At 69.7% G+C, this 24455-nt stretch carries 23 protein-coding genes and 5 tRNA genes; 17 read left to right on the forward strand and 11 right to left on the reverse strand.

Going from position 1 to position 24455, the window contains the following annotated elements:
• Nucleotides 1–134: 134 nt before the first annotated feature.
• Nucleotides 135–1718: an acyl-CoA carboxylase subunit beta gene (locus ACH4RG_RS10060; protein WP_397928766.1), complete on the forward strand. Its 1584-nt coding sequence runs from the start codon at nucleotides 135–137 to the stop codon at nucleotides 1716–1718.
• 71 nt (nucleotides 1719–1789) lie between these two features.
• Nucleotides 1790–1993: an acyl-CoA carboxylase subunit epsilon gene (locus tag ACH4RG_RS10065; protein ID WP_030076048.1), complete on the forward strand. Its 204-nt coding sequence runs from the start codon at nucleotides 1790–1792 to the stop codon at nucleotides 1991–1993.
• A 70-nt stretch (nucleotides 1994–2063) separates the two neighbouring features.
• Here ACH4RG_RS10065 and ACH4RG_RS10070 read toward each other — a convergent pair whose 3' ends face one another.
• From ACH4RG_RS10070 to ACH4RG_RS10105, 8 genes are all read right to left on the reverse strand, one after another.
• Complete coding sequence (locus tag ACH4RG_RS10070; protein ID WP_014048542.1) at nucleotides 2064–2645, reverse strand: ATP/GTP-binding protein; 582 nt, start codon at nucleotides 2643–2645, stop codon at nucleotides 2064–2066.
• Nucleotides 2626–3276 (reverse strand): DUF742 domain-containing protein, encoded by a 651-nt coding sequence (locus ACH4RG_RS10075; RefSeq protein WP_397924030.1) that lies wholly within the window; start codon nucleotides 3274–3276, stop codon nucleotides 2626–2628. The genes ACH4RG_RS10070 and ACH4RG_RS10075 overlap by 20 nt, the downstream gene beginning before the upstream one ends.
• 89 nt (nucleotides 3277–3365) lie before the next feature.
• Nucleotides 3366–3779 (reverse strand): roadblock/LC7 domain-containing protein, encoded by a 414-nt coding sequence (locus ACH4RG_RS10080; RefSeq protein ID WP_006127847.1) that lies wholly within the window; start codon nucleotides 3777–3779, stop codon nucleotides 3366–3368.
• Between the two features lie 10 nt (nucleotides 3780–3789).
• Nucleotides 3790–7026, reverse strand: a complete 3237-nt coding sequence (locus ACH4RG_RS10085; RefSeq protein ID WP_397924028.1) for a nitrate- and nitrite sensing domain-containing protein — start codon at nucleotides 7024–7026, stop codon at nucleotides 3790–3792.
• A gap of 361 nt (nucleotides 7027–7387) precedes the next feature.
• Complete coding sequence (locus ACH4RG_RS10090) at nucleotides 7388–7969, reverse strand: GTP-binding protein (protein WP_397924026.1); 582 nt, start codon at nucleotides 7967–7969, stop codon at nucleotides 7388–7390.
• Nucleotides 7950–8357, reverse strand: a complete 408-nt coding sequence (locus tag ACH4RG_RS10095; RefSeq protein WP_003966010.1) for a DUF742 domain-containing protein — start codon at nucleotides 8355–8357, stop codon at nucleotides 7950–7952. Before ACH4RG_RS10095 ends, ACH4RG_RS10090 begins: the two co-directional genes overlap by 20 nt.
• A 135-nt stretch (nucleotides 8358–8492) precedes the next feature.
• On the reverse strand, nucleotides 8493–8906 hold the full coding sequence (locus ACH4RG_RS10100) for a roadblock/LC7 domain-containing protein (protein ID WP_006127850.1): 414 nt from the start codon (nucleotides 8904–8906) through the stop codon (nucleotides 8493–8495).
• 9 nt (nucleotides 8907–8915) lie between these two features.
• Entirely contained in the window at nucleotides 8916–12719 is a 3804-nt protein-coding gene (locus ACH4RG_RS10105) for a nitrate- and nitrite sensing domain-containing protein (protein WP_398539347.1), read from the reverse strand.
• Nucleotides 12720–13303: 584 nt separating this feature from the next.
• Here ACH4RG_RS10105 and ACH4RG_RS10110 point away from each other — a divergent pair.
• The 9 genes from ACH4RG_RS10110 to ACH4RG_RS10150 all read left to right on the forward strand — a co-directional run bounded on the left by ACH4RG_RS10110 (nucleotide 13304) and on the right by ACH4RG_RS10150 (nucleotide 17241).
• Nucleotides 13304–13486, forward strand: a complete 183-nt coding sequence (locus ACH4RG_RS10110; protein ID WP_361326304.1) for a hypothetical protein — start codon at nucleotides 13304–13306, stop codon at nucleotides 13484–13486.
• A gap of 94 nt (nucleotides 13487–13580) precedes the next feature.
• Entirely contained in the window at nucleotides 13581–14366 is a 786-nt protein-coding gene (locus tag ACH4RG_RS10115) for a fumarylacetoacetate hydrolase family protein (RefSeq protein WP_215104283.1), read from the forward strand.
• Nucleotides 14359–15843 (forward strand): glutamate--tRNA ligase, encoded by a 1485-nt coding sequence (gene gltX, locus ACH4RG_RS10120; protein WP_398539348.1) that lies wholly within the window; start codon nucleotides 14359–14361, stop codon nucleotides 15841–15843. Before ACH4RG_RS10115 ends, gltX begins: the two co-directional genes overlap by 8 nt.
• A gap of 97 nt (nucleotides 15844–15940) precedes the next feature.
• Nucleotides 15941–16660 (forward strand): HAD family hydrolase, encoded by a 720-nt coding sequence (locus ACH4RG_RS10125; protein WP_397924020.1) that lies wholly within the window; start codon nucleotides 15941–15943, stop codon nucleotides 16658–16660.
• 88 nt (nucleotides 16661–16748) lie between these two features.
• Nucleotides 16749–16820 (forward strand) — tRNA-Gln (locus ACH4RG_RS10130).
• Nucleotides 16821–16858: 38 nt separating this feature from the next.
• A tRNA-Glu gene (locus ACH4RG_RS10135) sits at nucleotides 16859–16931 on the forward strand.
• A gap of 60 nt (nucleotides 16932–16991) precedes the next feature.
• A tRNA-Glu gene (locus tag ACH4RG_RS10140) sits at nucleotides 16992–17064 on the forward strand.
• A 12-nt stretch (nucleotides 17065–17076) separates the two neighbouring features.
• A tRNA-Gln gene (locus tag ACH4RG_RS10145) sits at nucleotides 17077–17148 on the forward strand.
• 20 nt (nucleotides 17149–17168) lie between these two features.
• Nucleotides 17169–17241: transfer RNA gene (locus ACH4RG_RS10150), tRNA-Glu, on the forward strand.
• A 206-nt stretch (nucleotides 17242–17447) separates the two neighbouring features.
• Here ACH4RG_RS10150 and ndgR read toward each other — a convergent pair.
• Complete coding sequence (ndgR, locus tag ACH4RG_RS10155) at nucleotides 17448–18164, reverse strand: IclR family transcriptional regulator NdgR (RefSeq protein ID WP_003966003.1); 717 nt, start codon at nucleotides 18162–18164, stop codon at nucleotides 17448–17450.
• 174 nt (nucleotides 18165–18338) lie between these two features.
• Between ndgR and leuC the strand changes: the two genes are divergently transcribed.
• From leuC to ACH4RG_RS10175, 4 genes are all read left to right on the forward strand, one after another.
• On the forward strand, nucleotides 18339–19766 hold the full coding sequence (gene leuC / locus ACH4RG_RS10160; protein ID WP_397924018.1) for a 3-isopropylmalate dehydratase large subunit: 1428 nt from the start codon (nucleotides 18339–18341) through the stop codon (nucleotides 19764–19766).
• 2 nt (nucleotides 19767–19768) lie between these two features.
• A complete protein-coding gene (gene leuD / locus ACH4RG_RS10165) occupies nucleotides 19769–20362 on the forward strand; it encodes a 3-isopropylmalate dehydratase small subunit (protein ID WP_397924016.1) in 594 nt (197 codons plus the stop codon).
• 104 nt (nucleotides 20363–20466) lie between these two features.
• Nucleotides 20467–20694 carry a hypothetical protein gene (locus ACH4RG_RS10170; RefSeq protein WP_026291031.1) on the forward strand — a complete coding sequence of 76 codons (228 nt, stop codon included), beginning with the start codon at nucleotides 20467–20469 and terminating at the stop codon, nucleotides 20692–20694.
• Nucleotides 20695–20836: 142 nt separating this feature from the next.
• Nucleotides 20837–21511, forward strand: coding sequence for an HU family DNA-binding protein (locus ACH4RG_RS10175; RefSeq protein ID WP_397924014.1), 675 nt, complete (start codon nucleotides 20837–20839; stop codon nucleotides 21509–21511).
• Between the two features lie 112 nt (nucleotides 21512–21623).
• On the opposite strand, the gene ACH4RG_RS10180 is transcribed toward ACH4RG_RS10175, so the two are convergent.
• The gene (locus tag ACH4RG_RS10180) at nucleotides 21624–21827 is read right to left on the reverse strand and encodes a hypothetical protein (RefSeq protein WP_397924013.1); all 204 of its coding nucleotides are present in this window, start codon (nucleotides 21825–21827) and stop codon (nucleotides 21624–21626) included.
• Nucleotides 21828–21837: 10 nt separating this feature from the next.
• Entirely contained in the window at nucleotides 21838–22524 is a 687-nt protein-coding gene (cofC, locus tag ACH4RG_RS10185) for a 2-phospho-L-lactate guanylyltransferase (RefSeq protein ID WP_397924309.1), read from the reverse strand.
• A 147-nt stretch (nucleotides 22525–22671) separates the two neighbouring features.
• On the opposite strand from cofC, the gene ACH4RG_RS10190 reads away from it, so the two are divergent.
• Entirely contained in the window at nucleotides 22672–23424 is a 753-nt protein-coding gene (locus ACH4RG_RS10190; RefSeq protein WP_397924011.1) for a lysophospholipid acyltransferase family protein, read from the forward strand.
• Nucleotides 23421–24431: an NAD(P)H-dependent glycerol-3-phosphate dehydrogenase gene (locus ACH4RG_RS10195; RefSeq protein WP_215104298.1), complete on the forward strand. Its 1011-nt coding sequence runs from the start codon at nucleotides 23421–23423 to the stop codon at nucleotides 24429–24431. Before ACH4RG_RS10190 ends, ACH4RG_RS10195 begins: the two co-directional genes overlap by 4 nt.
• Nucleotides 24432–24455 lie beyond the last annotated feature (24 nt).

Genomic DNA, 24455 nt, shown 5'->3' on the forward strand with positions numbered 1-24455 from the left:
AACCGAAAGTGGCGTTTCGCTGGGGGATCGCGTGCACGGTGAGGCGGTTCTGTTCACTCCCACCACGAAACCGGGCAGGAGACTGTACGGAGTCGACGGCATGTTTTCTGGGTCGGTGTTCGTAGGGTCAGTACATGACCGTTGTGGACGAAACCCAGGGCGAGCCGAACGACGCCCGAGGCCGGGTGGCCGAACTGCTGGCCCTGCGCGAGCAGGCGCGGCGCGGACCGAGCGAGCGGGCGACCGAGGCGCAGCACGCCAAGGGGAAGCTGACCGCTCGGGAGCGGATCGAGCTGCTGGTCGACCCGGGTTCGTTCAAGGAGGTCGAGCAGCTGCGCCGGCACCGGGCGACCGGTTTCGGCCTGGAGGCGAAGAAGCCGTACACCGACGGTGTCATCACCGGCTGGGGCACGGTCGAGGGTCGCACGGTCTTCGTCTACGCGCACGACTTCCGGATCTTCGGCGGGGCGCTGGGCGAGGCGCACGCCACGAAGATCCACAAGATCATGGACATGGCCATCTCGGCCGGTGCTCCGCTGGTGTCGCTGAACGACGGCGCCGGAGCCCGTATCCAGGAGGGCGTCTCGGCGCTCGCGGGCTACGGCGGCATCTTCCAGCGCAACACCCGGGCGTCCGGGGTGATCCCGCAGATCAGCGTGATGCTCGGCCCGTGTGCCGGCGGCGCGGCCTACAGTCCGGCGCTGACCGACTTCGTGTTCATGGTCCGTGAGACCTCACAGATGTTCATCACCGGACCGGACGTCGTGAAGGCGGTGACCGGCGAGGAGATCACCCAGAACGGACTCGGCGGCGCGGACGTGCACGCCGAGACCTCGGGCGTCGCGCACTTCGCGTACGACGACGAGGAGACCTGCATCGCCGAGGTCCGCTACCTCATCGGGATGCTGCCCTCCAACAACCGCGAGAACCCGCCGACCGTCGAGAGCGACGACCCCGCCGACCGGCGCGGCGACGTCCTGCTGGACCTCGTCCCGGCCGACGGCAACCGCCCGTACGACATGCACAAGGTGATCGAGGAGCTCGTCGACGACGGCGACTACCTGGAGATCCACGAGCGCTGGGCCCGCAACATCATCTGCGCGATGGCCCGCCTGGACGGCCAGGTCGTCGGCATCGTCGCCAACCAGCCGCAGGCGCTGGCCGGTGTGCTGGACATCGAGGCCTCCGAGAAGGCGGCACGGTTCGTCCAGATGTGCGATGCCTTCAACATTCCGATCATCACTCTTCTGGACGTCCCCGGCTTCCTGCCGGGCGTGGACCAGGAGCACGGTGGGATCATCCGCCACGGAGCGAAGCTGCTCTACGCCTACTGCAACGCCACCGTGCCGCGGATCTCGCTGATCCTGCGGAAGGCCTACGGAGGCGCGTACATCGTCATGGACTCCCAGTCCATCGGGGCCGACCTCACCTACGCCTGGCCCACGAACGAGATCGCGGTGATGGGCGCCGAGGGCGCGGCCAACGTCATCTTCCGCCGGCAGATCGCCGAAGCCGAGGACCCCGAAGCCATGCGCACCCGCATGGTCAAGGAGTACAAGGCCGAGCTGATGCACCCCTACTACGCGGCCGAGCGCGGTCTCGTCGACGACGTCATCGATCCCGCCGAGACCCGCGAGGTGCTCGTCGCCTCGCTCGCCATGCTCCGCAACAAGCACGCCGACCTGCCGTCCCGCAAGCACGGCAACCCCCCGCAGTAGTCCTCCTCCGCAGCGGCGCGGTCCGCCGCACGGTCCACGACATCCTGCCGAGAAGACGGAGACACCCCACCATGAGCCTGACGTCCGCCGAGTCCGTCCTGCGCGTCGAGAAGGGGCACGCCGACCCCGAGGAGCTGGCGGCCATCACCGCCGTCCTGATGGCCCGCGCCGCCGCCCAGCCCGCCGCCCCCGCCCACCGCGGCCGTGACACCGCCGGCTGGCGGCGTCTGGAGCGCACGCCCGGCTTCCGCGCCCCGCACAGCTGGCAGGGCTGACCCCTCGAGGACCGTACGAAGAAGGGCCCCGCACTCCTCGGAGTGCGGGGCCCTTCCACGTACGGCAGACCTAGCGCAGCCGCGCCATCAGGGCGTGCTCGACCAGCGTGATGAGCGCGCTCTTGGCGTCCGCGCGGTGGCGGGCGTCCGTCGTCAGGATCGGGGTGTCCGGCCCGATCTGGAGTGCTTCGCGTACTTCGTCGGGGGTGTAGGGCTGGTGTCCGTCGAAGCCGTTGAGGGCGATGACGAAGGGGAGGCCGCTGTTCTCGAAGTAGTCGACGGCGGGGAAGCAGTCGGCGAGGCGGCGGGTGTCGACGAGGACGACGGCGCCGATCGCTCCGCGGACCAGGTCGTCCCACATGAACCAGAAGCGGTCCTGGCCGGGTGTGCCGAAGAGGTACAGGATCAGGTCCTGGTCCAGGGTGATGCGGCCGAAGTCCATGGCCACCGTCGTGGTGGTCTTGTCCCCGGTGTGGGTCAGATCGTCGATGCCCGCCGAGGCGGACGTCATCACGGCTTCGGTGCGCAGCGGGTTGATCTCCGAAACGGCACCGACAAACGTGGTCTTACCCACGCCGAAGCCCCCTGCCACCACGATCTTCGCCGAGGTAGTGGAGCGGGCCGCTCCGCCGCTAGAGCTTGCGAAGTCCACTGAGCACCCTTTCGAGCAGTGTCACATCTGGCTGGCCGCCGGCGGCCTCGTCGCCGCCGGGCTGATGGATAGCGACGAGTCCGGCCTCGGCCAGGTCGGCGACGAGGATCCGGGCAACGCCGAGGGGGATCGAGCACAGGGCCGAGATCTCGGCCACCGACTTGATCTCGATGCAGAGCCGACAGATCCGCTGGTGCTCGGGCAACTGCCCTTGCAGCCGGGACAGATCGGCCGTGGTGCTGACCAGCGCCTCGATGGCGAGCTGGTAACGCGGTCGGGTCCGGCCGCCGGTCATGGCGTACGGACGGACCAGCGGGTTGTGCGCGGCGGGCTGGGCGGGCTCGGGAGCCCGCCGCTGCTGCACCGGCTGACTGCGCGGCTGCTGGGGTGCGCCGTACCGCTGGGGCTGCTGCGGTTGCTGCGGCCACCCCGCCCCCGGCTGCTGCGGGGGCCACTCGGACCCCTGCGCGCCGTGAGCGTCCTGCTGCTGGTGGTGCGGCTCCTGGTATGGCTGGTACTGGCCTGGGCCCTGTGCACCAGGTGCGGCAGGGAAGCCGAAACGGTTGTCACCGTGCTCACCCGGAACCCTCTGGTCACCGTTGTAGGGGTGCCCGCCTGTGGGTGCTGCCACGTTTCCTCCTCCGACTGCCGGTCACCGATCCCAGTGGGCTGCGCCACCGCACTTTAAGGCGCGGTGGCGAGAAACGCACTGTCTGTCTGCTAGTTAAGAAGACTTCCCTGGAGTTCGGCGCGGAGGTCCGGAGTCAGGACACTGCCCGCGCGGTCCACGAGAAGGGCCATTTCGTACCCAACCAGGCCGATATCGGCGTCCGGGTGGGCCAGAACGGCGAGTGAGGATCCGTCGGAAATGGACATGATGAAGAGGAATCCACGCTCCATCTCCACAACGGTCTGATTCACGGCGCCGCCCTCGAAGATCCGCGAGGCGCCCGCGGTCAGCGACGTCAGACCGGAGGCGACGGCCGCCAGCTGGTCGGCGCGGTCGCGCGGGAAACCCTCGGACATCGCCAGCAGGAGTCCGTCGGCGGAGACCACCACCGTGTGCGACACCCCGGGGGTGTTGTCCACGAAATTGGTGATCAACCAGTTGAGATTCTGCGCCGCCTGGCTCATCGGGCTCACACTAACGCTCCTGGTTGTAGGTGGTACTGGTGTCCGAACCCTCGCTGCGTCCCCGCTGGATCCCCCGCCGCAGGTTGCTCAACCTGCCGCGGACGTCCTCGGGCGCGCGGGAGACCTGTGGGCCGCCCTGCTGGGTCTGCTCCGCCGTGCCCTCGACCAAGTTGGCCTTGGGCACGCGCCGGGGGAGGCCGGAGGGGGTGATTCCGCCGGCCTTCGGCTCACGGAGCTTCTCGGCCCGCTCCCAGCGCTCGTCGTTCGTCGAGCGCCAGTCGTCGGTGCCGTCCTCGTCCGTCTGCGGGTCCTGCCGCCGTTCCTGCTGCGGCGGGGGCCCCGGAGTCGGATCGGGCTGGTCGTTGGCGCGGCCGCCGGGGCCGGGCTGCCAGTGCTGCTGAGCGCCGCGGCGCGGCAGACCGGCTTCGGTCAGCTCGTGGCCGACGTTCGGGGTGGGCCCCGGACGGTCGAAGCCTACGCGCTCCGACGGCTCCGCGGGGGTGCTCGGAACAGATTCCGATTCGGCGGGAGCGATCGGCTCATAAGTGTTCTGGAAACCACTCTGAACAGGCCAATCATCCTGGTGGGACTGGTCCGGCGAAGCCGCGTACGGGTCGGCGTACTGACCCTGCTGACCCGGCTGATCGGCATATGCCGATTCCGGATAACCGTCTCCGGGGTGCTGCTGCGCCTGCTGATCCCGCTGGTGCGCGTAACCGTCCCCGGCACCGTACTGCTGCTGGTACATCTCCTGGTACGGCTGCTGCGCCTGCTGCTGCCCGAACTGGTCCTGGCCGTAGCGATCGTCGGCGTAACCCTGTGGCTGCTGACCGCCGTGCGGGTCGCCCGCGTACGGCTCCCGCGCGTAGCCCTGCTGTTCCAGGGAGTTGTCACCGAACGGGCCGCCCGGGACCGCCTGGGCCTCCAGGGCCGCCCTGCGCTCCTCGCGCATCAGCGAGCGGTTGACCGGGTCCAGCTGACCCGGGTCCGCCGGGGCCTCGTAGCGCGAGTCGTCGAAGCCGAGCTCCGCCGCCGTGCGCATCGGGGCCTGCTGCGGTGCCGGCTCGAAGGCCTGCTGCTGCTCGGGGATGATCGAGGAGACGGTGAAGTCGTCCTGGCCGGAGCCGGGTTCGCCACCGCCACCGTGGGTGATGGCGTCCGGCAGCATGACCAGCGAGGTGGTCCCGGCCTGCTCGCCCGAGGGGCGCAGCTGGACCCGGATCCCGTGCCGGTCGGCCAGCCGGCCGACCACGAACAGGCCCATGCGCTGCGACACGGCGGCGTCCACGGTCGGCGGGTTGGCCAGCTTGTGGTTGATGTCGGCGAAGTCCTCGGCGGTGAGGCCGATGCCCTTGTCGTGGATCTCGACCATGACGCGGCCGTCGGGCAGCCGGGTCGCGGTGACCTTGACCTTCGTCTGCGGCGAGGAGAACGTGGTGGCGTTCTCCAGCAGCTCGGCCAGGAGGTGCACCAGGTCGGTGACGGCCTGGCCGTGGATCTCGCTCTCCGGTACGCCCGTGAGCTGGATGCGCTCGTAGGACTCCACCTCGGAGGAGGCGGCCCGCAGGACGTCCACCAGCGGAACCGGCTGGTTCCAGCGGCGGCCGGGCTCCTCGCCCGCGAGGACGAGGAGGTTCTCGCCGTTTCGGCGCATACGGGTGGCCAGGTGGTCCAGCTTGAAGAGGCTCTCCAGCTGGTCCGGATCGGCCTCGTTGTTCTCCAGGTCGGTGATGAGGGTCAGCTGGCCCTCGATGAGCGACTGGTTGCGGCGCGAGAGGTTCGTGAAGATCGCGTTGACGTTGCCCCGCAGCATGGCCTGCTCGGCGGCGAGCCGGACGGCCTCGCGGTGCACCTGGTCGAAGGCGCGGGCGACCTCGCCGATCTCGTCCTGCGTGGTGATCGGGATCGGCTGCACCCGGGTGTCGACCCGGCCCGGGTCGGTGCGGGAGAGCTGGTCGACGAGGGAGGGCAGCCGCTGCTCGGCGATGGAGAAGGCGGCGGTACGCAGCTGACGCATGGAGCGGCTCATCTGGCGGGCCATGAGCCCGGCCAGGATGAAGGCGGTCAGCAGCGCGATGACGACGATGAGGCCGTTGACGATGGCGTCGGTCTTGGCGTCGGAGGAGATGCTCGCGGCCTCGTCCACCGCCTTGGTGACCAGCTCGTCCTCGACGGTGGCGTACCCCTCGAACTTCGCGGTCGCCGCGGCCATCCAGGTCGCGGGCGTGATGCCCTTGGCCGCCAGCTCCTCGGGGTCCTGCCCCCGGCCGATCTCCCGGGCCATGCCGTCGAAGACCGAGCCGTCGATGCTCGGCGGGGCCACGAACGGCTCGCCCGCGGCCTCGGCCTGCTCCTTGGCCGCCTTGAGCTGCTTGGCGCCGTCGGCGGCCTTGCCGGCCATGACCTGCTTGAGCCGGTCGACGTCCGCCTGGGTGCCCCCGGAATTGAACTCGCCCAGCGCGATCTGTTCCAGGTAGTTGTACGAGCCGAACGCCTTGACCTGTTCGTCGTACGTGCTCGGCTTCTTGCTCGGGCGCACCAGAAGGTGCGTGCCGATCGAGCGCTGAAGCGATTCTGCAGCCTTGGACAGCTCGATCGCGTAGACCGTACGGCCGTAGCTGGTGATGTTGCCGGTGCCGAGGCCCAGCTCGTTGGCGAACTGCATGAGCGAGTGCTGGACCTCGGTGTAACCCTCTTCGGTCTTCACCGGGTCGAGGGCACCCGCGTAGGCGGCCTTGCGAAGCTCGGGGAGTTTGGGCTCCTCGGCCTTGAAGAGCTTCAGACGGCGCTCCAGGCCCGGCTTCGCGGGCATCCCCTGCACCGCGGCGTCGAACTTCCGCGCGGCCTCGTCCGTGGTGGCCCGGGTCTGCTCGACCACATCGGCGTCGCGGTCGCCCGAGAGCAGCGGCTCGGCGGTGAGGTCCCGCTCGTTGAGGAGCGCCTGTCCGTAGTCGGACGCGGCGCGCACGACGACCGCGATCTTCTCGGCGTCCTGCGCCTCGCTCCAGGTGTCGATGGAGCCCTTCACCTGAAAGCCGCCCATGACGAGGCCGACCAGCACCGGGATCAGGAGGATCGCGTTCAGCCGGGTGGCCACCCGCCAGTTGCGGGGGGACATCCGGCTGGTGCTGCCATCACCGGTGGGCTCCGTGCCGGGCCCGTCCGCAGGGGAGGACACAGCGCGCGACGGCGGGGTGAAGTTGCCCCGCTCGGGCTGCGCCGCGGAGCCCTCGTTGCTTCGCCTCACTCGACCAACAACCTCTCGGCGTCGGCACCTACGCTGTGCCGGATTATTCGTTCAGGGCGGTCCTACTGGGGAGTTCGTCGAATTGCAGCACGGGGACCGGTCCCGTTCCAAACAGTCGGAATCAGCGATTCCGAGTGGCCCAGACCTCAGATAAAACGGGCATAAAGAACGAGCCCCGCCAAAAGACGGGGCTCATGTGAGCGCAGTGGCACCGAATGGATGCGTCGGGTGGCGGCGTGGAGTCAATTCTCTCTCGAAACGTTATGAACACGGGGGCGGATCGTGTCAAACGACACAGGCCGCCCCCGCGTGACTACTGCAACTTCCGTATGCCGATATCGACTTGCGCCTGGTGGGAGAACTACTTCAGGCGTGCCATCAGCGCGTGCTCGACCAGGGTGATCAGGCCGCTCTTGGCGTCGGCCCGGTGCCGGGCGTCCGTCGTGATGATGGGTGCGTCCGGCCCGATCTGGAGTGCTTCGCGTACTTCGTCGGGGGTGTAGGGCTGGTGTCCGTCGAAGCCGTTGAGGGCGATGACGAAGGGGAGGCCGCTGTTCTCGAAGTAGTCGACGGCGGGGAAGCAGTCGGCGAGGCGGCGGGTGTCGACGAGGACGACGGCGCCGATGGCTCCGCGGACCAGGTCGTCCCACATGAACCAGAAGCGGTCCTGGCCGGGTGTGCCGAAGAGGTACAGGATCAGGTCCTGGTCCAGGGTGATGCGGCCGAAGTCCATGGCCACCGTCGTGGTGGTCTTGTCCCCGGTGTGGGTCAGATCGTCGATGCCCGCCGAGGCGGACGTCATCACGGCTTCGGTGCGCAGCGGGTTGATCTCCGAAACGGCACCGACAAACGTGGTCTTACCCACGCCGAAGCCCCCTGCCACCACGATCTTCGCCGAGGTAGTGGAGCGGCCCGTACCGCCGCTAGAGCTTGCGAAGTCCACTGAGCACCCTTTCGAGCAGTGTCACATCCGGCGCGCCGCCGGCCTCTCCGTTGCCCGGCTGGTGGATGGCCACCATGCCGGCTTCCGCCAGGTCCGCCACCAGGATCCGGGCGACGCCGAGCGGCATCGACAGCAGTGCCGACACCTCCGCCACCGACTTGACCTCACGGCAGAGGTGGCAGATCCGCTGGTGCTCGGGGAGCAGCGTCCCCAGATGCGCGGGGTCTGCCGTCGTGCTGACCAGTGCCTCTATCGCGAGCTGGTAGCGCGGCCGGGTCCGGCCGCCGGTCATGGCATAAGGACGAACCAGCGGCTGGTCGCCTTCCCCGTCGTACGACGCGTGGTGCAGTGCGCCGTACGGATCGGGTGAGGCGGGTGGCGGGGTCATGAATCCTCCGGGCGTGACAGCAGGTTCTCGGCTTGCCGTCTGCAAGGGGCCGGTGAGGGGACTAAAGCGGCCTGACGGGTGAGGGTTATGGGCATTACCTGGGGGGATCGTGTCGTGAATCCGCTGGAGGGCCGCCTAGTGGAGCAGACTTCCTTGGAGTTCGGCGCGGAGGTCGGGCGTGAGGACGGTGCCCGCACGGTCGACCAGGAGGGCCATTTCGTACCCGACCAGACCGATGTCGGCGTCCGGGTGGGCCAGAACGGCCAGTGACGAACCGTCGGAGATGGACATGAGGAAGAGGAATCCCCTCTCCATCTCCACAACCGTCTGACTGACGGCGCCGCCCTCGAAGATCCGGGACGCCCCCGCGGTCAGCGAGGTGAGACCGGACGCGACCGCCGCGAGCTGGTCGGCGCGGTCGCGCGGGAAACCTTCGGACATCGCCAGCAGCAGGCCATCCGCGGAGACCACCACCGTGTGGGAGACACCTGGGGTGTTGTCCACGAAGTTGGTGATCAGCCAGTTCAGATTCTGCGCGGCCTGACTCATGGGGCTCAACTAACGCTCCTGCTGGTGAGTGGGGCCGAGATGGATACTGCCGGTCTGCGGGCCGTTGTTGGCCTGCCGACCCTGCTGGATGCCCCGGCGGAGATTGGTCAGACGACCGCGCACGTCATCGGGCGCGCGCGAAACCTGTGGTCCGGACTGGTGATTCTGCTGCTGTGCGGTCCCCGGAACCAAATTGGCGCGGGGAACACGGCGGGGCAGCCCGGAAGTGGTGACCCCGCCGGCGGCGGGCTTCTTGACCCGTTCGGCCTGGCGTACGAGCTCGTCGTTGGGCGAGGCCCGCCACGAGCTGGTGACCGCGGGGTCGGCCGCACCACGCCGAGGCATGGGCGGGACCGGCACATCGGAGGAGTCCGGAGCGGTCGGCGCCTGCGGTTCGGCGGACGGCTGCTGGCCGCCCTGGCCGGGACCGTGGAACCAGTTCGTCTCCAGGGTGTCGTACAGCGGCGTACGGCCGTCCCCGGGACCGGCCGGCGGCAGGGCCTCCGGCTGCTGGGGCTGGAGCGGCAGCGCCGGACGGTACGGCGGAGCCTCGCCCGCCGGGGAGGCGGACGGCAGCGGCGCGCCGAAGTCATTGCCCTCCGAACCGCGCTGACGCGGCGCGGGCAGCTGCTGACCCCGGTCGTACTGCCCCTGGCCGAGCTGGTTCTGGTCCGGCTGCTGCGGGACACCGAAATCGGGCCGCGCGAACTGCGCGGTGCTCGCCGGGTCCTGGCCCTGCGGAGCGCCCTGCGGGTACGACCGGTCCTGGGGAGCACCTGGCGACGAGAAGTCGGGCCGGGCGAACTCGGAGGTGACCCCGGGGCCTTGGCGGTCGTCCGACGGCCGCTGGTCCAGCGGGGCGTCGAACGACCGGTCCTGGCCGAGGTCCGCCGGACGGGCGAACTGCCCGGTCGCGTCGTGCTCCTCGTGTCCGCGCGGCGTGTCCGCGCCCCAGCTGGTGGTCGCCGGACGCTGCGGCTGCGGGTTGCCCCCGGGCAGCTCGGCACGCGGTCCACCGGGCGGAGGCAGTTGACGGCCGGGGCCGCCGGGCTGCTGGAAGCCGCCCTGGGCGGAGCCGCTCTGCTCCTGACGGCCCTGGGGCTGCTGTGCTCCGGGGCCCTGCTGGTTCTGCTGGTTCGACTGGCTCTGCCAGCCCGACGGGTTCTGCTGGTTCGGCGGTGCGAACTGACCCGGGCGCCCGTTCTGCCCGGGGGAGGGCGGAGCGCCGTGCCCGAACAGGTTGGTCGCGTCACCCCGGCCCGGGGCCTCGCCCTGCGGGCCGCCCTGGCCGCCGCGGGCGCCGAGCCGGGCGCTGTTGCCGAAGGCGCCGGAGAGGCCGCCGCCCTGGCGCTGGGGCGCCGGACCCTGACCGGGGAAGTCCTGGCCCGGTCCGCCGTTGTTCGGCTGGCCGCCGCCCTGGGGGCCCTGCGGACGGCCGGCACCGGTGTCCCGGGCCGGCAGTGCCGCCCGGGGACCCGCGCCCGCGCCGACCTGGCCGCGCTGCGCGCCCGGTCCGCCGCCGAGGCTCTTGGCGCCCGGACCGGCCGGTCCGCCGCCCAGGCCCGCGCGCTGACCGCTGCCGGCGCCGTTCCCGTTGCCCGCGAGCAGACCGCCCGGAGCGCCGGGCTGCTGTCCGGGGCCCTGCTTGGACGGGGGCTGCTTGCCGCCGTGCGCGACGTCGACGGGCAGCATGACCAGTGCGGTCGTACCGCCGGAGTCGGAGGGACGCAGCTGGATCCGGATGCCGTGACGCAGCGACAGCCGGCCGACCACGAACAGACCCATGCGGCGGGAGACGGAGACGTCCACGGTGGGCGGCTGCGCGAGCCGCTCGTTGATCGCGGCGAGGTCCTCGGGGGAGAGGCCGATGCCGGTGTCGTGGATCTCGACGAGGACCCGCCCGTCGGGCAGCGCGTGACCGGTGACCTTGACCTTCGTCTGCGGCGAGGAGAACGACGTCGCGTTCTCCAGCAGCTCGGCGAGCAGGTGCACGAGGTCGTTGACGACCCGACCCGCGACCTCGGTGGCGGGCACCGCGGACAGCTCGATGCGCTCGTACTGCTCCACCTCGGAGGCGGCGGCGCGGAGCACGTCGACCAGCGGGACGGGCCGGGTCCACCGGCGTCCCGGCTCCTCGCCGGCGAGGACGAGGAGGTTCTCGCCGTTGCGGCGCATACGGGTCGCGAGGTGGTCGAGCTTGAAGAGCGAGGACAGCTGGTCCGGGTCGGCCTCGCGGGACTCCAGCTCGGAGATGAGCGAGAGCTGGCGCTGGATGAGGCCCTGCGAGCGGCGCGAGAGGTTGGTGAACATCGCGTTGACGTTGCCCCGGAGGAGGGCCTGCTCGGCGGCGAGGCGGACGGCCTCGCGGTGCACGTCGTCGAAGGCCGCGGCCACCTGGCCGATCTCGTCCCGGGAGTGCACGCCGACCGACTCGACGGAGGTGTCGACGTCCTGCGGGTCGGTCTCGGAGAGCTGCTTGACGAGCTCGGGCAGCCGGTCCTGGGCGACCCGGGTGGCGGTGTCCTGCAGACGCCGCAGCGAACGGATCATGGAGCGGGCGACCACGAAGGCGCCGACGAGTGAGACGCCGAGCACGATGAGGATGACCGCACCGTTGATGATCGCCTCGCGCTGGGAGGCCTGGCGCAGCTCGCGGGCCTTGGCCTCCATGTCGCTGAGGAGGGTGGCCTCGATCGTCTCCATGGCCTTGATCTTGATGGTGCTCTGGTCGTACCAGTCCAGGTACGACCGGACCTGCTTGCCCTCGATCCCGTTCGTGGTGTCCAGGATCCGCTTGGCGTACATGTTCCCGGCGTTGATCTCCGGGTTGCCGTTGTCCAGGGGCGCCATGAGCTCCTCGGCGCTCTCCCCGGTCGTCCCGTAGATCGTCTTGAACGAGGTGAGGGCCCGGGACTCCTTGGCGAGGGCGTTGGAGCCGAACTGCCGGTCGTTCGGGTTGAGGTGCGGCTCCTTGACCGAACCGCCCGGCAGGGCCGCGGCGATGACCGCGCGCTGGACCGAGGCGTACTCCTTGGCGGAGGAGAACGCCGCCAGGGCCCGGGTCCGCTTGATCATGTCCGGGTTGCTGGTCGCCTGCGCCATGTCCTGCGAGAGGCTCAGCAGCGAGGTGATCAGCTGGTTGTACTGGTCGATGGTGTTGAGGCTCGGCGCGCCCTCTTCGTACGCCGTCTTGCGGATCGTACGGATGGTGCCGAGCTGGGAGGCGATCTGCGAGATGCTCGCGTGGATGCTGTCGAGCGCCTCGTCGCCCTCGGAGTCACCGATCGAGTCGGTCTCGTCGAGGAAGGCGTCCTTGGCCCGGTCGGTCTTGTCCCGGGGCCCGGTGACCTTGTAGTCGGTGGGCTTGGACTTGTTGGACAGCGGACCGGCCGACTGGTCGCGCTCCACCTGCAGCGCCTGGGCGAGCGAGGTCGCCTGCTTGGTCATCTTGGTCAGCAGCTGCATGTGCTGCAGCTGCTGGCTGTCGTTCATGGACTCGTTGATCCTCAGACCGCCCAGGCTGGTCGCGGCGACCACGGGGAGGGCGAGGAGCGAGACCAGTCGCGTGCTGATGCGCCAGTTACGGAGCGCTATGCGCGAACCCGTGTCGACCGGGCCGCGCGGTTGTGCGGGCGTGTTCGGCTCCGCGCCGCCGCTCGTCGTGGAGCCCGAGCGCTGTGCGCGGTCGCTGTTGTCGCCGGCAGCGGCCGGCCCGGGGTTCTGGGCGTGCTGGGGCGAGGAACCGCGGTCGGTCCCGCCGCGCGGCTCCTGTTCCGCCGGAGCGCTGCCATCCCTCTTGAAACGTCCCTGCACTAGCGTCGCAACCTCTGGACCAGGCGTCCCGCCCGCGTGTGCGGACAAGAACGGTGTCGGCGTCGTGGGGCGCTGGACGCGCCCCATGGGTGGTCGTATGAGTGACCGGCGTACTTCCCCCTCCCGCCGCCACTCGGCGCTGCGTTGCGCCCCTGCGCGCCGGCCTGAAACCCGCGGCGGTGCGTGGAATTCCAACACAGTGCAGGATCTCCAACAAGGGCCATGTACCGGGCTGTGACCTGCGTGACACCTTGTGATGGGGAGGTGACAAGCAGTGGAGAGTGATCGTGGGTAAAGCGGACTATTGCGGAGAACTCGCCTGAGGGAGGGGGGTGTCCCAGACGCGATGATCAGGAGCGGAATGGTGGATTCAGTGGTGCATTGTCCGTTTTGTGGATCCAGGTCAACTGTCCGCAATGGGTCAATTGTCGATTAGTTCGTGAGCAAACTCACATGATGATCGCCGCCTCATCCCGGCTCCGGCGGGGAATCGGATGTTTAGCCTGACGCTTTACAGGGATGGCGAATCCGACAAGCCGGCGCCGCGACGAGCGACGCCCTCACCGACAGGGTCCTGACGGCAGATGAAGACGACGACGATGTTCCGCAACATTGCCAACCCCCGGCGCACCACGCTGGCGCACCTCAAGGACGCCGAAGCGCTGCGGACGCCCCCTCAGCCGGAGCACGCCGCCGACCTGCCGACCGTGACGGCCAACCCGCGCCGCACCATCCTGATGGAAGCCCCGGTCACGGCCGCCCAGTAGCGGCCCCGCAATGCGCGCGGCTGTCCCCTCTCATCGGCGTTAGCCTGGAGCGTCAGTCTTCAGTCAGCCAGCAAGTGAGGGGCGACAGCATCCCGTGCGCATCGCCAGGTTCTCCATCGACGGCAATGTCGCCTTCGGCGCCGTCGAGGGGCAGGGCACCGTGGAATCCGGTGACCTCGTCCTCGACATCATCAAGGGCATTCCGTACGCCGACTTCGAGCTCTCGGGCACCAAGGTCCCGCTGAACAAGGTCCGGCTGCTGCCGCCCGTGCTCCCCAACAAGGTCGTGGCCATCGGCCGCAACTACGCGGAGCACGCCGCCGAACTCGGCCACGAGGTCCCCGACGCGCCGATCACCTTCTTCAAGCCCACCACCTCGGTGATCGGCTCCGGCGACGCGATCGAGTACCCCTCCTTCTCCAACGAGCTGCACCACGAGGCCGAGCTGGCCGTGGTCATCGGCCGCATGTGCCGCGAGGTCCCCCGCGAGCGCGTCAAGGACGTCATCCTCGGCTACACCTGCGCCAACGACGTCACCGCCCGCGATGTGCAGCAGCGCGAGAAGCAGTGGGCCCGCGCCAAGGGCTTCGACACCTCCTGCCCGCTGGGCCCCTGGGTGGAGACCGAGGTGGACCCCCACGACCTCACCATCCAGGCGACGGTCAACGGCGAGCAGCGACAGCTCGGCCGCACCAGCGACATGGTCCGCTCCATCGAGGACCTGATCGTCCACATCACGGAGGCCATGACGTTGCTCCCGGGCGACGTGATCCTCACGGGCACCCCCGCAGGGGTCGGCCCCCTGCACGTCGGCGACGAGGTCGCCGTCACCATCGAAGGCATCGGCACTCTCACCAACAAGGTGATCAAGCGTGGCTAACGCACCAGCGGCACCCGTCCGCGTACGTTTCTGTCCCTCCCCGACCGGCAACCCGCACGTGGGCCTGGTCCGGACGGCGCTCTTCAACTGGGCCTTCGCCCGGCACCACCGGGGCACCCTGGTCTTCCGGATCGAGGACACCGACGCGGCGCGCGACTCCGAGGAGTCCTACCAGCAGCTGCTCGACTCGATGCGCTGGCTGGGCCTGGACTGGGACGAGGGCCCCGAGATCGGCGGCCCGCACGCCCCCTACCGCCAGTCGCAGCGGATGGACCTGTACAAGGACGTCGCCGAGAAGCTGCTCGCCGCCGGGTACGCCTACCCCTGCTACTGCACCACCGAGGAGCTGGACACCCGCCGCGACGCCGCCCGCGCGGCAGGCAAGCCGTCGGGCTACGACGGCCACTGCCGCGACCTCACCACCGAGCAGAAGACCGCGTACGAGGCCGAGGGCCGTTCCTCGATCGTCCGCTTCCGGATGCCCGACGAGGCCATCACCTTCACCGACCTGGTCCGCGGTGACATCACCGTCCAGCCGGAGAACGTCCCGGACTACGGCATCGTCCGCGCCAACGGGGCCCCGCTCTACACGCTGGTCAACCCGGTCGACGACGCGCTGATGGAGATCACCCACGTCCTGCGCGGCGAGGACCTGCTCTCCTCCACCCCGCGCCAGATCGCCCTGTACCGGGCGCTCAACGAGCTGGGCATCGCCAAGGACACCCCCGCCTTCGGCCACCTGCCGTACGTCATGGGCGAGGGCAACAAGAAGCTCTCCAAGCGCGACCCGCAGGCTTCGCTCAACCTCTACCGGGAGCGCGGCTTCCTCCCCGAGGGCCTGCTGAACTACCTCTCGCTGCTGGGCTGGTCGATCGCCGAGGACCGCGACATCTTCTCGGTGGACGAGCTGATCGCGGCGTTCGACATCAAGGACGTCAACGCCAACCCGGCCCGCTTCGACCTCAAGAAGTGCGAGCACGTCAACGCCGAGCACATCCGCATGCTGGACGTGAAGGCCTTCACCGAGGCCTGCGGCCCCTGGCTCCGGGCGCCCTTCGCCCCCTGGGCCCCGGAGGCGTTCGACGCGGAGAAGTGGACGCGGATCGCCCCGTACGCCCAGACCCGGGTCACGGTGCTCTCCGACATCACGGACAACGTCGACTTCCTCTTCCTCGACGAGCCGGTGGAGGACGAGGCGTCCTGGACCAAGGCGATGAAGGGCGACCCGGTGGCCCTGCTCACCACGGCCCGCGCCAACCTGGAAGCGGCCGACTGGAGCGACCCGGAGTCCCTGAAGAACGCCGTCCTCACCGCCGGCGAGGCCCACGGCCTCAAGCTCGGCAAGGCTCAGGCCCCGGTCCGCGTCGCCGTCACCGGCCGCACCGTCGGCCTGCCGCTCTTCGAGTCCCTGGAGATCCTGGGTCGCGACAAGAGCCTGGCACGTGTGGACGCCGCGCTGGCGAAGCTGACCGCGTAGGCGACAGGACATCCCGAGGAGGGCCGCGGCCGACCGCTGCGGCCCTCCTCGGCTTTTCCGCCTCCACAGCCCCTGGGGTGCGGCTACCGTGAGATCCATGCCGATCCGCGCCGTGCTCTGGGACATCGACGACACGATCTTCGACTACGCGGGCGCCGACCACACCGGGATGCGGCGGCACCTGGGGAGCGTGGGGCTGCCCGAGGCCTACGCGTCGGTCGACGAGGCCCTCGTCGCCTGGAAGGCGATCACCGCCGTGCACTGGGCGCGCGTCGCCGCGGGGGAGACGGACTTCCTCGGGCAGCGGCGGGACCGGGTTCGCGAGTTCCTCTCGCGGGCCATGGAGGACGCCGAGGCCGACGACTGGTTCGCCGGCCACCTGACGCACTACGAGGCCGCCTGGCGGCTCTTCCCGGACGTGCTGCCGGTTCTCGACCGGCTGGCCCCCGGCTACCGGCACGCGATCCTCTCCAACTCCAGCACCCGCAACCAGCACCACAAGCTCACCACGCTCGGCGTCCGCGACCGGTTCGAGTCGATGGTCTGCGCCGTGGAGCTGGGGATCTCCAAGCCGGAGGCCGGCGCCTTCCACGCGGCCTGCGAGGCGCTCGCGCTGGAACCGCACGAGGTGGCGTACGTGGGCGACGAGCCCGACATCGACGCCGCCGGGGCCGTGGCCGCCGGGCTGACGGGCATCTGGCTCGACCGGCGGGGGAGGGGCGGGAGACCGGATCTCGTGACGATCACCGGGCTCGACCAGCTGCCCGGTCTGCTGGCGGGCAATACCCGTTTTGGAGCGCCGGACACCTTCGGGTAATGTTCTTTCTGCGCCGCCCGAGCGGGCCGAAAAGTCCGGCCGGGAAGCGCAGACAGAGATGAAGCCCCCACCAGGGGTTGCGTTTCAGTGGGCTATGGTGTAATTGGCAACACTACGGTTTCTGGTACCGTCATTCTAGGTTCGAGTCCTGGTAGCCCAGCGCAAGACCAAGCAGTACGAGCACGATCAGCAGGACACGCCCCCGTTGTGTAGCGGCCTAGCACGCTGCCCTCTCACGGCAGTAGCGCCGGTTCGAATCCGGTCGGGGGTACAGATCCTTCCCGCGAGAACACCTGGGTCGCACCCACGTTTTCGATGCAGGATCGCTAGGGCCCCCGTTGTGTAGCGGCCTAGCACGCTGCCCTCTCACGGCAGTAGCGCCGGTTCGAATCCGGTCGGGGGTACTTGTCACACCATGGGCTATGGTGTAATTGGCAACACTACGGTTTCTGGTACCGTCATTCTAGGTTCGAGTCCTGGTAGCCCAGCGCAAGTCAGCAGTAAACGCGCCCCCGTTGTGTAGCGGCCTAGCACGCTGCCCTCTCACGGCAGTAGCGCCGGTTCGAATCCGGTCGGGGGTACAACAGAGCAGTACGAGAAGGCCCTTCATTTCGGTGGAGGGCCTTCTCGCTTGTTCGGAGTGGGATGCTCCGTGCCAAGTCGCCCGCCCGGCGCTGTAGTTGCGCCTGCGGGGCTCCCCGGGGGGTGTCCCCGGAAAAGGAAAAGGGCCGCCACGACGCTGGGGCGGCCTTCGGGAGATTCGGTCGGGAGGAAGCGGTGTGCGGCGTCAGCCCGTGCGGCGCAGGGCCTCGCTCAGCCGTGCCGCCGAGTCGATGACCGCCTGGGCGTGCATCCGGCCGGGGTGGCGGGTCAGCCGCTCGATCGGCCCGGAGACCGAGACCGCGGCGACCACCCGGTTCGACGGGCCGCGTACCGGCGCCGAGACCGAGGCGACGCCCGGCTCCCGCTCGCCGATCGACTGGGCCCAGCCCCGCCGCCGTACGCCGGAGAGCGCCGTCGCCGTGAACCGGGCGCCCTGGAGGCCCCGGTGCAGGCGCTCCGGCTCCTCCCAGGCCATCAGGATCTGGGCGGAGGAACCCGCCTTCATCGTGAGGGTCGAGCCGACCGGCACCGTGTCCCGGAGTCCGGACAGCCGTTCCGCCGCCGCCACGCAGATGCGCATGTCGCCCTGCCGGCGGTAGAGCTGCGCGCTCTCGCCGGTGATGTCGCGCAGATGGGTGAGCACCGGTCCGGCCGTGGCCAGCAGGCGGTCCTCGCCCGCCGCGGCTGCCAGTTCCGACAGCCGGGGGCCGAGAATGAACCGGCCCTGCATGTCCCTCGCCACCATCCGGTGGTGTTCCAGTGCCACGGCCAGTCGATGGGCCGTGGGCCGTGCGAGCCCGGTCGCCGCGACCAGCCCGGCGAGGGTGGCCGGACCGGACTCCAGGGCGCTCAATACCAGAGCTGCCTTGTCGAGAACGCCGACGCCGCTAGAGTTGTCCATACGACGATACTCCCGTCTCACTCTGTGAAACGCAAGTTCAATTTCCGGCGGAAGTTGCGAACCTGTGGGGGCGGCCGCACAACGGCTCGTAGCCACCGCCCCGCACGGGGGTCCGGACGGAGGCGCACCGAATCTCTAGTTGGGCCGGCGAAGACGCCGGCCGGAGGGAAAGCGATGGGTAGGACACTCGCGGAGAAGGTCTGGGACGACCATGTTGTCCGGCGCGCGGAGGGCGAGCCCGACCTTCTCTTCATCGATCTGCACCTGCTGCACGAGGTGACCAGCCCGCAGGCCTTCGACGGGCTGCGCCAGGCCGGACGTCCGGTGCGGCGCCTCGACCTCACCATCGCCACGGAGGACCACAACACTCCGACCCTCGACATCGACAAGCCGATCGCGGACCCCGTCTCCCGCGCCCAGTTGGAGACCCTGCGCAAGAACTGCGCGGACTTCGGCGTACGGCTGCACCCGCTGGGCGACGTCGAGCAGGGCGTCGTGCACGTGGTGGGCCCGCAGCTGGGTCTGACCCAGCCCGGCACCACCGTGGTCTGCGGTGACTCCCACACCTCCACGCACGGCGCGTTCGGCGCGCTGGCGTTCGGCATCGGCACCAGCCAGGTGGAGCACGTCCTCGCCACCCAGACGCTGCCGCTGGCCCGTCCGAAGACCATGGCCATCACGGTCGAGGGCGAACTGCCCGACGAGGTCACCGCGAAGGACCTGATCCTGGCGATCATCGCCCGGATCGGCACCGGCGGCGGCCAGGGTTACATCCTCGAATACCGCGGCTCCGCCATCGAGAAGCTCTCGATGGAGGCCCGGATGACGATCTGCAACATGTCGATCGAGGCCGGCGCCCGTGCGGGCATGATCGCCCCGGACGCCACCACCTTCGACTACCTCGAGGGCCGCGACCACGCCCCCGTGGGCGAGGACTGGGACGCCGCCGTCGCGTACTGGAAGACCCTGCGCTCCGACGACGACGCGGTGTTCGACGCCGAGGTCGTCATCGACGCCACCGAGCTGGCCCCGTTCGTCACCTGGGGCACCAACCCCGGCCAGGGCGCGCCCCTGTCGGCCAACGTCCCCGACCCGGCTTCGTACGAGGACGCCTCGGAGCGCTTCGCCGCCGAAAAGGCCCTGGAGTACATGGGGTTGACCGCCGGGCAGCCGCTGCGCGACATCAACGTCGACACCGTCTTCGTAGGTTCGTGCACCAATGGCCGCATCGAGGACCTGCGTAACGCTGCCTCGATCCTGGACGGCCGCAAAGTCGCGAACGGCGTACGGATGCTGGTCGTCCCCGGCTCGGTCCGGGTCGCGCTCCAGGCCGTCTCCGAGGGTCTGGACAAGGTGTTCACCGAGGCCGGCGCCGAATGGCGGCACGCGGGTTGTTCGATGTGCCTCGGCATGAACCCCGACCAGCTGGCCCCCGGCGAGCGCTCCGCCTCCACCTCGAACCGCAACTTCGAGGGACGGCAGGGCAAGGGCGGCCGCACCCACCTGGTCTCGCCCCAGGTCGCCGCCGCCACCGCGGTGCTGGGCCATCTGGCCTCGCCCGCCGACCTGTCCGACGCCCGTACCCCCGCCGGAGTCCGATAGCCATGGAAGCATTCACCACGCACACCGGCCGGGCCGTTCCGCTGCGCCGCAGCAACGTCGACACCGACCAGATCATCCCCGCGCACTGGTTGAAGAAGGTCACCCGCGACGGGTTCGAGGACGGGCTCTTCGAAGCCTGGCGCAAGGACGAGGACTTCGTCCTCAACCGCCCCGAGCGCGAGGGCGCCTCGGTCCTGGTCGCCGGTCCCGACTTCGGTACGGGCTCCTCCCGCGAGCACGCGGTCTGGGCCCTGCAGAACTACGGCTTCAAGGCCGTCGTCTCCTCCCGCTTCGCCGACATCTTCCGGGGCAACTCGCTGAAGAACGGGCTGCTCACCGTGGTCCTGGAGCAGGACGTCGTCGACGCGCTCTGGGAGCTGACGGAGGCCGACCCGACCGTCGAGGTGACCGTCGACCTGGAGGCGCGCCAGGTCCGCGCCGAGGGCGTCACCGCCGACTTCGAGCTCGACGAGAACGCCCGCTGGCGACTGCTCAACGGTCTCGACGACATCAGCCTCACCCTTCAGAACGAAGCGGACATCGCCGCGTACGAGGCGGCCAGGCCCGCCTTCAAGCCGCGTACCATTGCCGTCTGAGCAGCGCTTTTCCAGGACTGCGCCCCCTGCCTCCCGGCAGGGGGCGCAGTCGCTTGTTGAGACCCCGTCGGGCGACAACTCGCCCCAGATGGCACAATCGGTGCATGGAACGCGACAGCCAACTCAAGCTCTATGGCCAAGTCGCCGACCGATTGAAGGAAGCGCACGCGAAGGTGCGTGCACTGCAAGTCCCGGAGAGCGTACGGATGGCGCTGACCCGGAAGCTGCTGGTCGTCACGGCCGCGGCGAAGCACGATCTCCCGGACGCGGCAAGGCGTCTGGACCGGATGATGAAGGACCTCGATGAGGGCCGATTCCCCGAAGGTGACTGACACGTGGAACTGCGCATCGGTCGACTTCGTTGCGGCACTAGGGTGATTAGCCCGTTTCGTGTTTGATTTGCGGTATATATCTGCCTAACGTGCGAAAAAGCTTGAACACTTTCGTTCTGGCAATGTCTCCGAAGGGGAAGACGTGAACAAGGCGCAGCTCGTAGAAGCGATTGCCGACAAGGTCGGCGGCCGTCAGCAGGCCGCAGACGCTGTCGACGCGGTACTCGACGCGATCGTCCGTGCCGTTGTCGCCGGGGACCGTGTCTCGGTCACCGGCTTCGGCTCGTTCGAGAAGGTCGACCGCCCCGCCCGGTACGCCCGCAACCCGCAGACGGGTGAGCGCGTCCGGGTCAAGAAGACCTCGGTGCCCCGCTTCCGCGCGGGCCAGGGTTTCAAGGACCTGGTGAGCGGCTCGAAGAAGCTCCCCAAGAACGACGTGGCCGTCAAGAAGGCCCCCAAGGGCAGCCTCTCGGGCGGCTCCTCCGCCGCCCGTACGACGGTGAAGGCCGCCGCCGCCAAGAAGTCGGCCGCCAAGAAGGCCACCGCGAAGAAGACCACCGCCAAGAAGGCGACTCCGGCGAAGAAGACCACCGCCGCAGCCAAGAAGGTCACCGCGAAGAAGACCACCCCGACGGCCAAGAAGGCCTCCGCGGCCGCGAAGAAGGCGACTCCGGCGAAGAAGGCCGCGACGACCGCCAAGAAGGCCTCGCCCAGCAAGACCGCGCCCGCCAAGAAGACCACGGCGAAGAAGGCGCCCGCGAAGAAGACCACGGCGCGCACGACCACGGCCAAGAAGGCCACCGCACGCAAGAAGTGAGACCGGGCACCCGCTCGCTCGTCACAACGCGCCGGGCCGGGCTCCCCTCCGGGGGAGCCCGGCCCGCGGGCTTTGCGGGGCCCCGTTCGGCCCAGGACCCGGCGAACCGCTTCTAGAACGTCTGCAGCGTCACCAGGGTGATCCGCAGGTCCGCTCCCTCACCCTCGCCCTCGATCCGCACCCGCTGCCCCGCACGCAGCAGCAGCAGACCGCCCGCGTCGAAGGCCGGGGCGTCGAAGTCCACCGGGGTGCCGTCGTCCAGCAACACGCTGCCGCTGCGGGTCTCGGGGTCGTACGTGTACGAGGTCGCCTGCATGGGCGGCAGCCTATCGGTCAAGGGGCTGGGCGGCCGCGTCCGTGATCCGCGCCGTGTGCGGCCCCACCCCCAGGGCCAGGGCGACCCGCAGATCCTCGCCCGTATCCACGTCCCGGCGCACCGATTCGACGCCGGACAGCGCTATTTCGGCCGCCCCCGACGCCAGGTGCCGGGCCCCGGACGGACCGCCGAAAGCCGGTAGGAATTCCGTGCCGCCCGCGGCGGCCAGAAATGTCGTTCCGATTCCCGCCGCGTCCCGGAGAAAAGCACGAGGAAAAGCGGAAGCAAAATCGAGCACCCGCGCCAATTCTCCGGTGCGCAGGGCCGGCAGATCCGCGTTGAGCGCGGCCACCGCGGCAGCGGGCCGCAGGGCCCGCACGGAGCGTGCGCCGTGCGCGAGCGCGGCGTTGAGCCCGGCCCCCGGAGCGTCCGGAACGATCCGTGCCCCGAGCGCGGAAAGAGCCGCCGCGGCCACGGCGTCGTCCGTGACGACCACCACATCCCGTACCAGGGAGCAGGCCAGCGCCGCGGCCACCGTGTCCTGGGCGAACGCCAGGGCCAGCCGGGGCCGCGCATCATCGCCCGCCGCTTGCCCCAGGCGGCTCTTGGCCCGGGCGAGCGGCTTCAGCGGAACGACCAGGGACCAGGGCCCGGCCGGATCGGTGTTCGTGGCGATCTCCCCCTCCGTACGCGTCAGCACTTATTCTCGCCTGCCAGTACGACAACCTGGAGGTCCGCTACCGAACGTGAGGCGTACGGTGTTCTCGACAGAGCAGGGGCCTGGGGCGAGACTTGACCGTCGGTAGCCAGGCTTCAGGTCGAAATCCCTAAGGAAGGTGTCCGAGTGTCCCGCCGCAGAATCGGCTTCTGGTACCGCCTGGCGGCGGTCATCGCCAAGCCGCCATTGGTGGTTCTGTTCAAGCGCGACTGGCGGGGGATGGAACACATTCCGGCCGAGGGCGGATTCATCACCGCCGTCAACCACAACTCCTATCTGGACCCTCTCTCCTACGGCCACTTCCAGTACAACACCGGGCGGGTGCCCCGGCTCCTGGCGAAGGCCGGTCTCTTCCGCACCCCGTTCGTCGGGATGATGCTGCGCGGCACCGGCCAGATCCCCGTCTACCGCGAGACCACCAACGCCCTGGACGCCTTCCGGGCCGCCGTCGACGCCATCGAGCGCGGCGAGTGCGTCGCCTTCTACCCCGAGGGCACCCTCACCCGCGACCCCGACATGTGGCCGATGGCCGGCAAGACCGGCGCCGCCCGGGTCGCCCTGATGACCAAGGCGCCCGTCATCCCCGTCGCCCAGTGGGGCGCCAACCTCGCGATGCCCCCCTACGCCAGGGAGAACAAGTTCCGGCTGTTCCCCCGCAAGACGCTCCAGGTGCAGGCCGGGCCGCCCGTCGACCTCAGCCGCTTCTACGGCTCGGAGCCGACCCCCGAGGTGCTCCGCGAGGTGACCGAGGTCATCATGGCGGCGGTCACCCGCGAGCTGGAGGACCTGCGCGGCGAGAAAGCGCCCGCCGAGCTCTACGATCACCGCAAAGCCCGTGCTGAACAACGGCGCAGGGCGCAGGGAAAGGGACCCACGTGACGCACCCCGTAAAAGCAGCCGTCTTCGGAACCGGCTCATGGGGTACGGCCTTCGCCGTGATCCTCGCCGACGCGGGCTGCGAGGTCACCCTCTGGGGCCGCCGCGCCGAGGTCGCCGAGACCATCAACACCACCCGCACCAACCCGGACTACCTCCCGGGCATCGCGCTCCCCGACTCCATCCACGCCACCACCGACGCCGCCGAGGCCCTGCGCGGCGCGGAGTTCGCGTTCCTCGTCGTGCCCTCCCAGACGCTGCGGGCCAACCTCGCCGACTGGGCCCCGCACCTGGAGCCCGACACCGTCCTGGTCTCCCTGATGAAGGGCGTCGAGCTGGGCACCGCCGAGCTGATGAGCGAGGTGATCGCGGACGTCACCAAGGTCTCCGCCGACCGCATCGCGGTCGTGTCGGGACCCAACCTGGCCAAGGAGATCGCCGAGCGACGCCCCGCCGCGGCCGTCGTCGCGTGCGCCGACGAGTCCGTCGCCCAGCGCCTCCAGGCCGCCTGCCACACCTCGTACTTCCGGCCTTACACCAACACCGACGTGGTCGGCTGCGAGCTCGGCGGCGCCGTGAAGAACGTCATCGGCCTCGCCGTCGGCATCGCGGACGGCATGGGCCTCGGCGACAACACGAAGGGCTCCCTCATCACCCGGGGCCTCGCCGAGACCACCCGACTGGGTCTGGCCATGGGCGCCGACCCGTTGACGTTCTCCGGACTCGCGGGCCTGGGCGACCTGGTGGCCACCTGCTCCTCGCCGCTCTCGCGCAACCACACCTTCGGCACCAACCTCGGCCGCGGCATGACGCTCCAGGAGACGATCGCCGTCACCAAGCAGACCGCCGAAGGCGTCAAGTCCTGCGAATCGGTCCTCGACCTGGCCCGTAGGCACGGGGTCGACATGCCCATCACCGAGACCGTCGTCTCGATCGTCCACGAGGGCAAGTCCCCGGTCGTCGCCGTCAAGGAGCTGATGTCGCGGAGCGCCAAGGCCGAGCGACGCTGACGTCTCCCTTACCAGCAGGTACGC

This window comes from Streptomyces sp. NPDC021019 (assembly GCF_044333295.1).
Taxonomy (GTDB): Bacteria; Actinomycetota; Actinomycetes; order Streptomycetales; family Streptomycetaceae; genus Streptomyces.

Bases quoted from the DNA above. Each gene is read 5' to 3' on its own strand.
- ACH4RG_RS10060 (WP_397928766.1), top strand. From the start codon at position 135: ATGACCGTTGTGGACGAAACCCAGGGCGAGCCGAACGACGCCCGAGGC.
- ACH4RG_RS10065 (WP_030076048.1), top strand. From the start codon at position 1,790: ATGAGCCTGACGTCCGCCGAGTCCGTCCTGCGCGTCGAGAAGGGGCAC.
- ACH4RG_RS10080 (WP_006127847.1), bottom strand. From the start codon at position 3,779: ATGAGCCAGGCGGCGCAGAATCTCAACTGGTTGATCACCAATTTCGTG.
- ACH4RG_RS10095 (WP_003966010.1), bottom strand. From the start codon at position 8,357: ATGACCCCGCCACCCGCCTCACCCGATCCGTACGGCGCACTGCACCAC.
- ACH4RG_RS10100 (WP_006127850.1), bottom strand. From the start codon at position 8,906: ATGAGTCAGGCCGCGCAGAATCTGAACTGGCTGATCACCAACTTCGTG.
- ACH4RG_RS10110 (WP_361326304.1), top strand. From the start codon at position 13,304: ATGAAGACGACGACGATGTTCCGCAACATTGCCAACCCCCGGCGCACC.
- ACH4RG_RS10125 (WP_397924020.1), top strand. From the start codon at position 15,941: ATGCCGATCCGCGCCGTGCTCTGGGACATCGACGACACGATCTTCGAC.
- ndgR (WP_003966003.1), bottom strand. From the start codon at position 18,164: ATGGACAACTCTAGCGGCGTCGGCGTTCTCGACAAGGCAGCTCTGGTA.
- leuC (WP_397924018.1), top strand. From the start codon at position 18,339: ATGGGTAGGACACTCGCGGAGAAGGTCTGGGACGACCATGTTGTCCGG.
- leuD (WP_397924016.1), top strand. From the start codon at position 19,769: ATGGAAGCATTCACCACGCACACCGGCCGGGCCGTTCCGCTGCGCCGC.
- ACH4RG_RS10170 (WP_026291031.1), top strand. From the start codon at position 20,467: ATGGAACGCGACAGCCAACTCAAGCTCTATGGCCAAGTCGCCGACCGA.
- ACH4RG_RS10180 (WP_397924013.1), bottom strand. From the start codon at position 21,827: ATGCAGGCGACCTCGTACACGTACGACCCCGAGACCCGCAGCGGCAGC.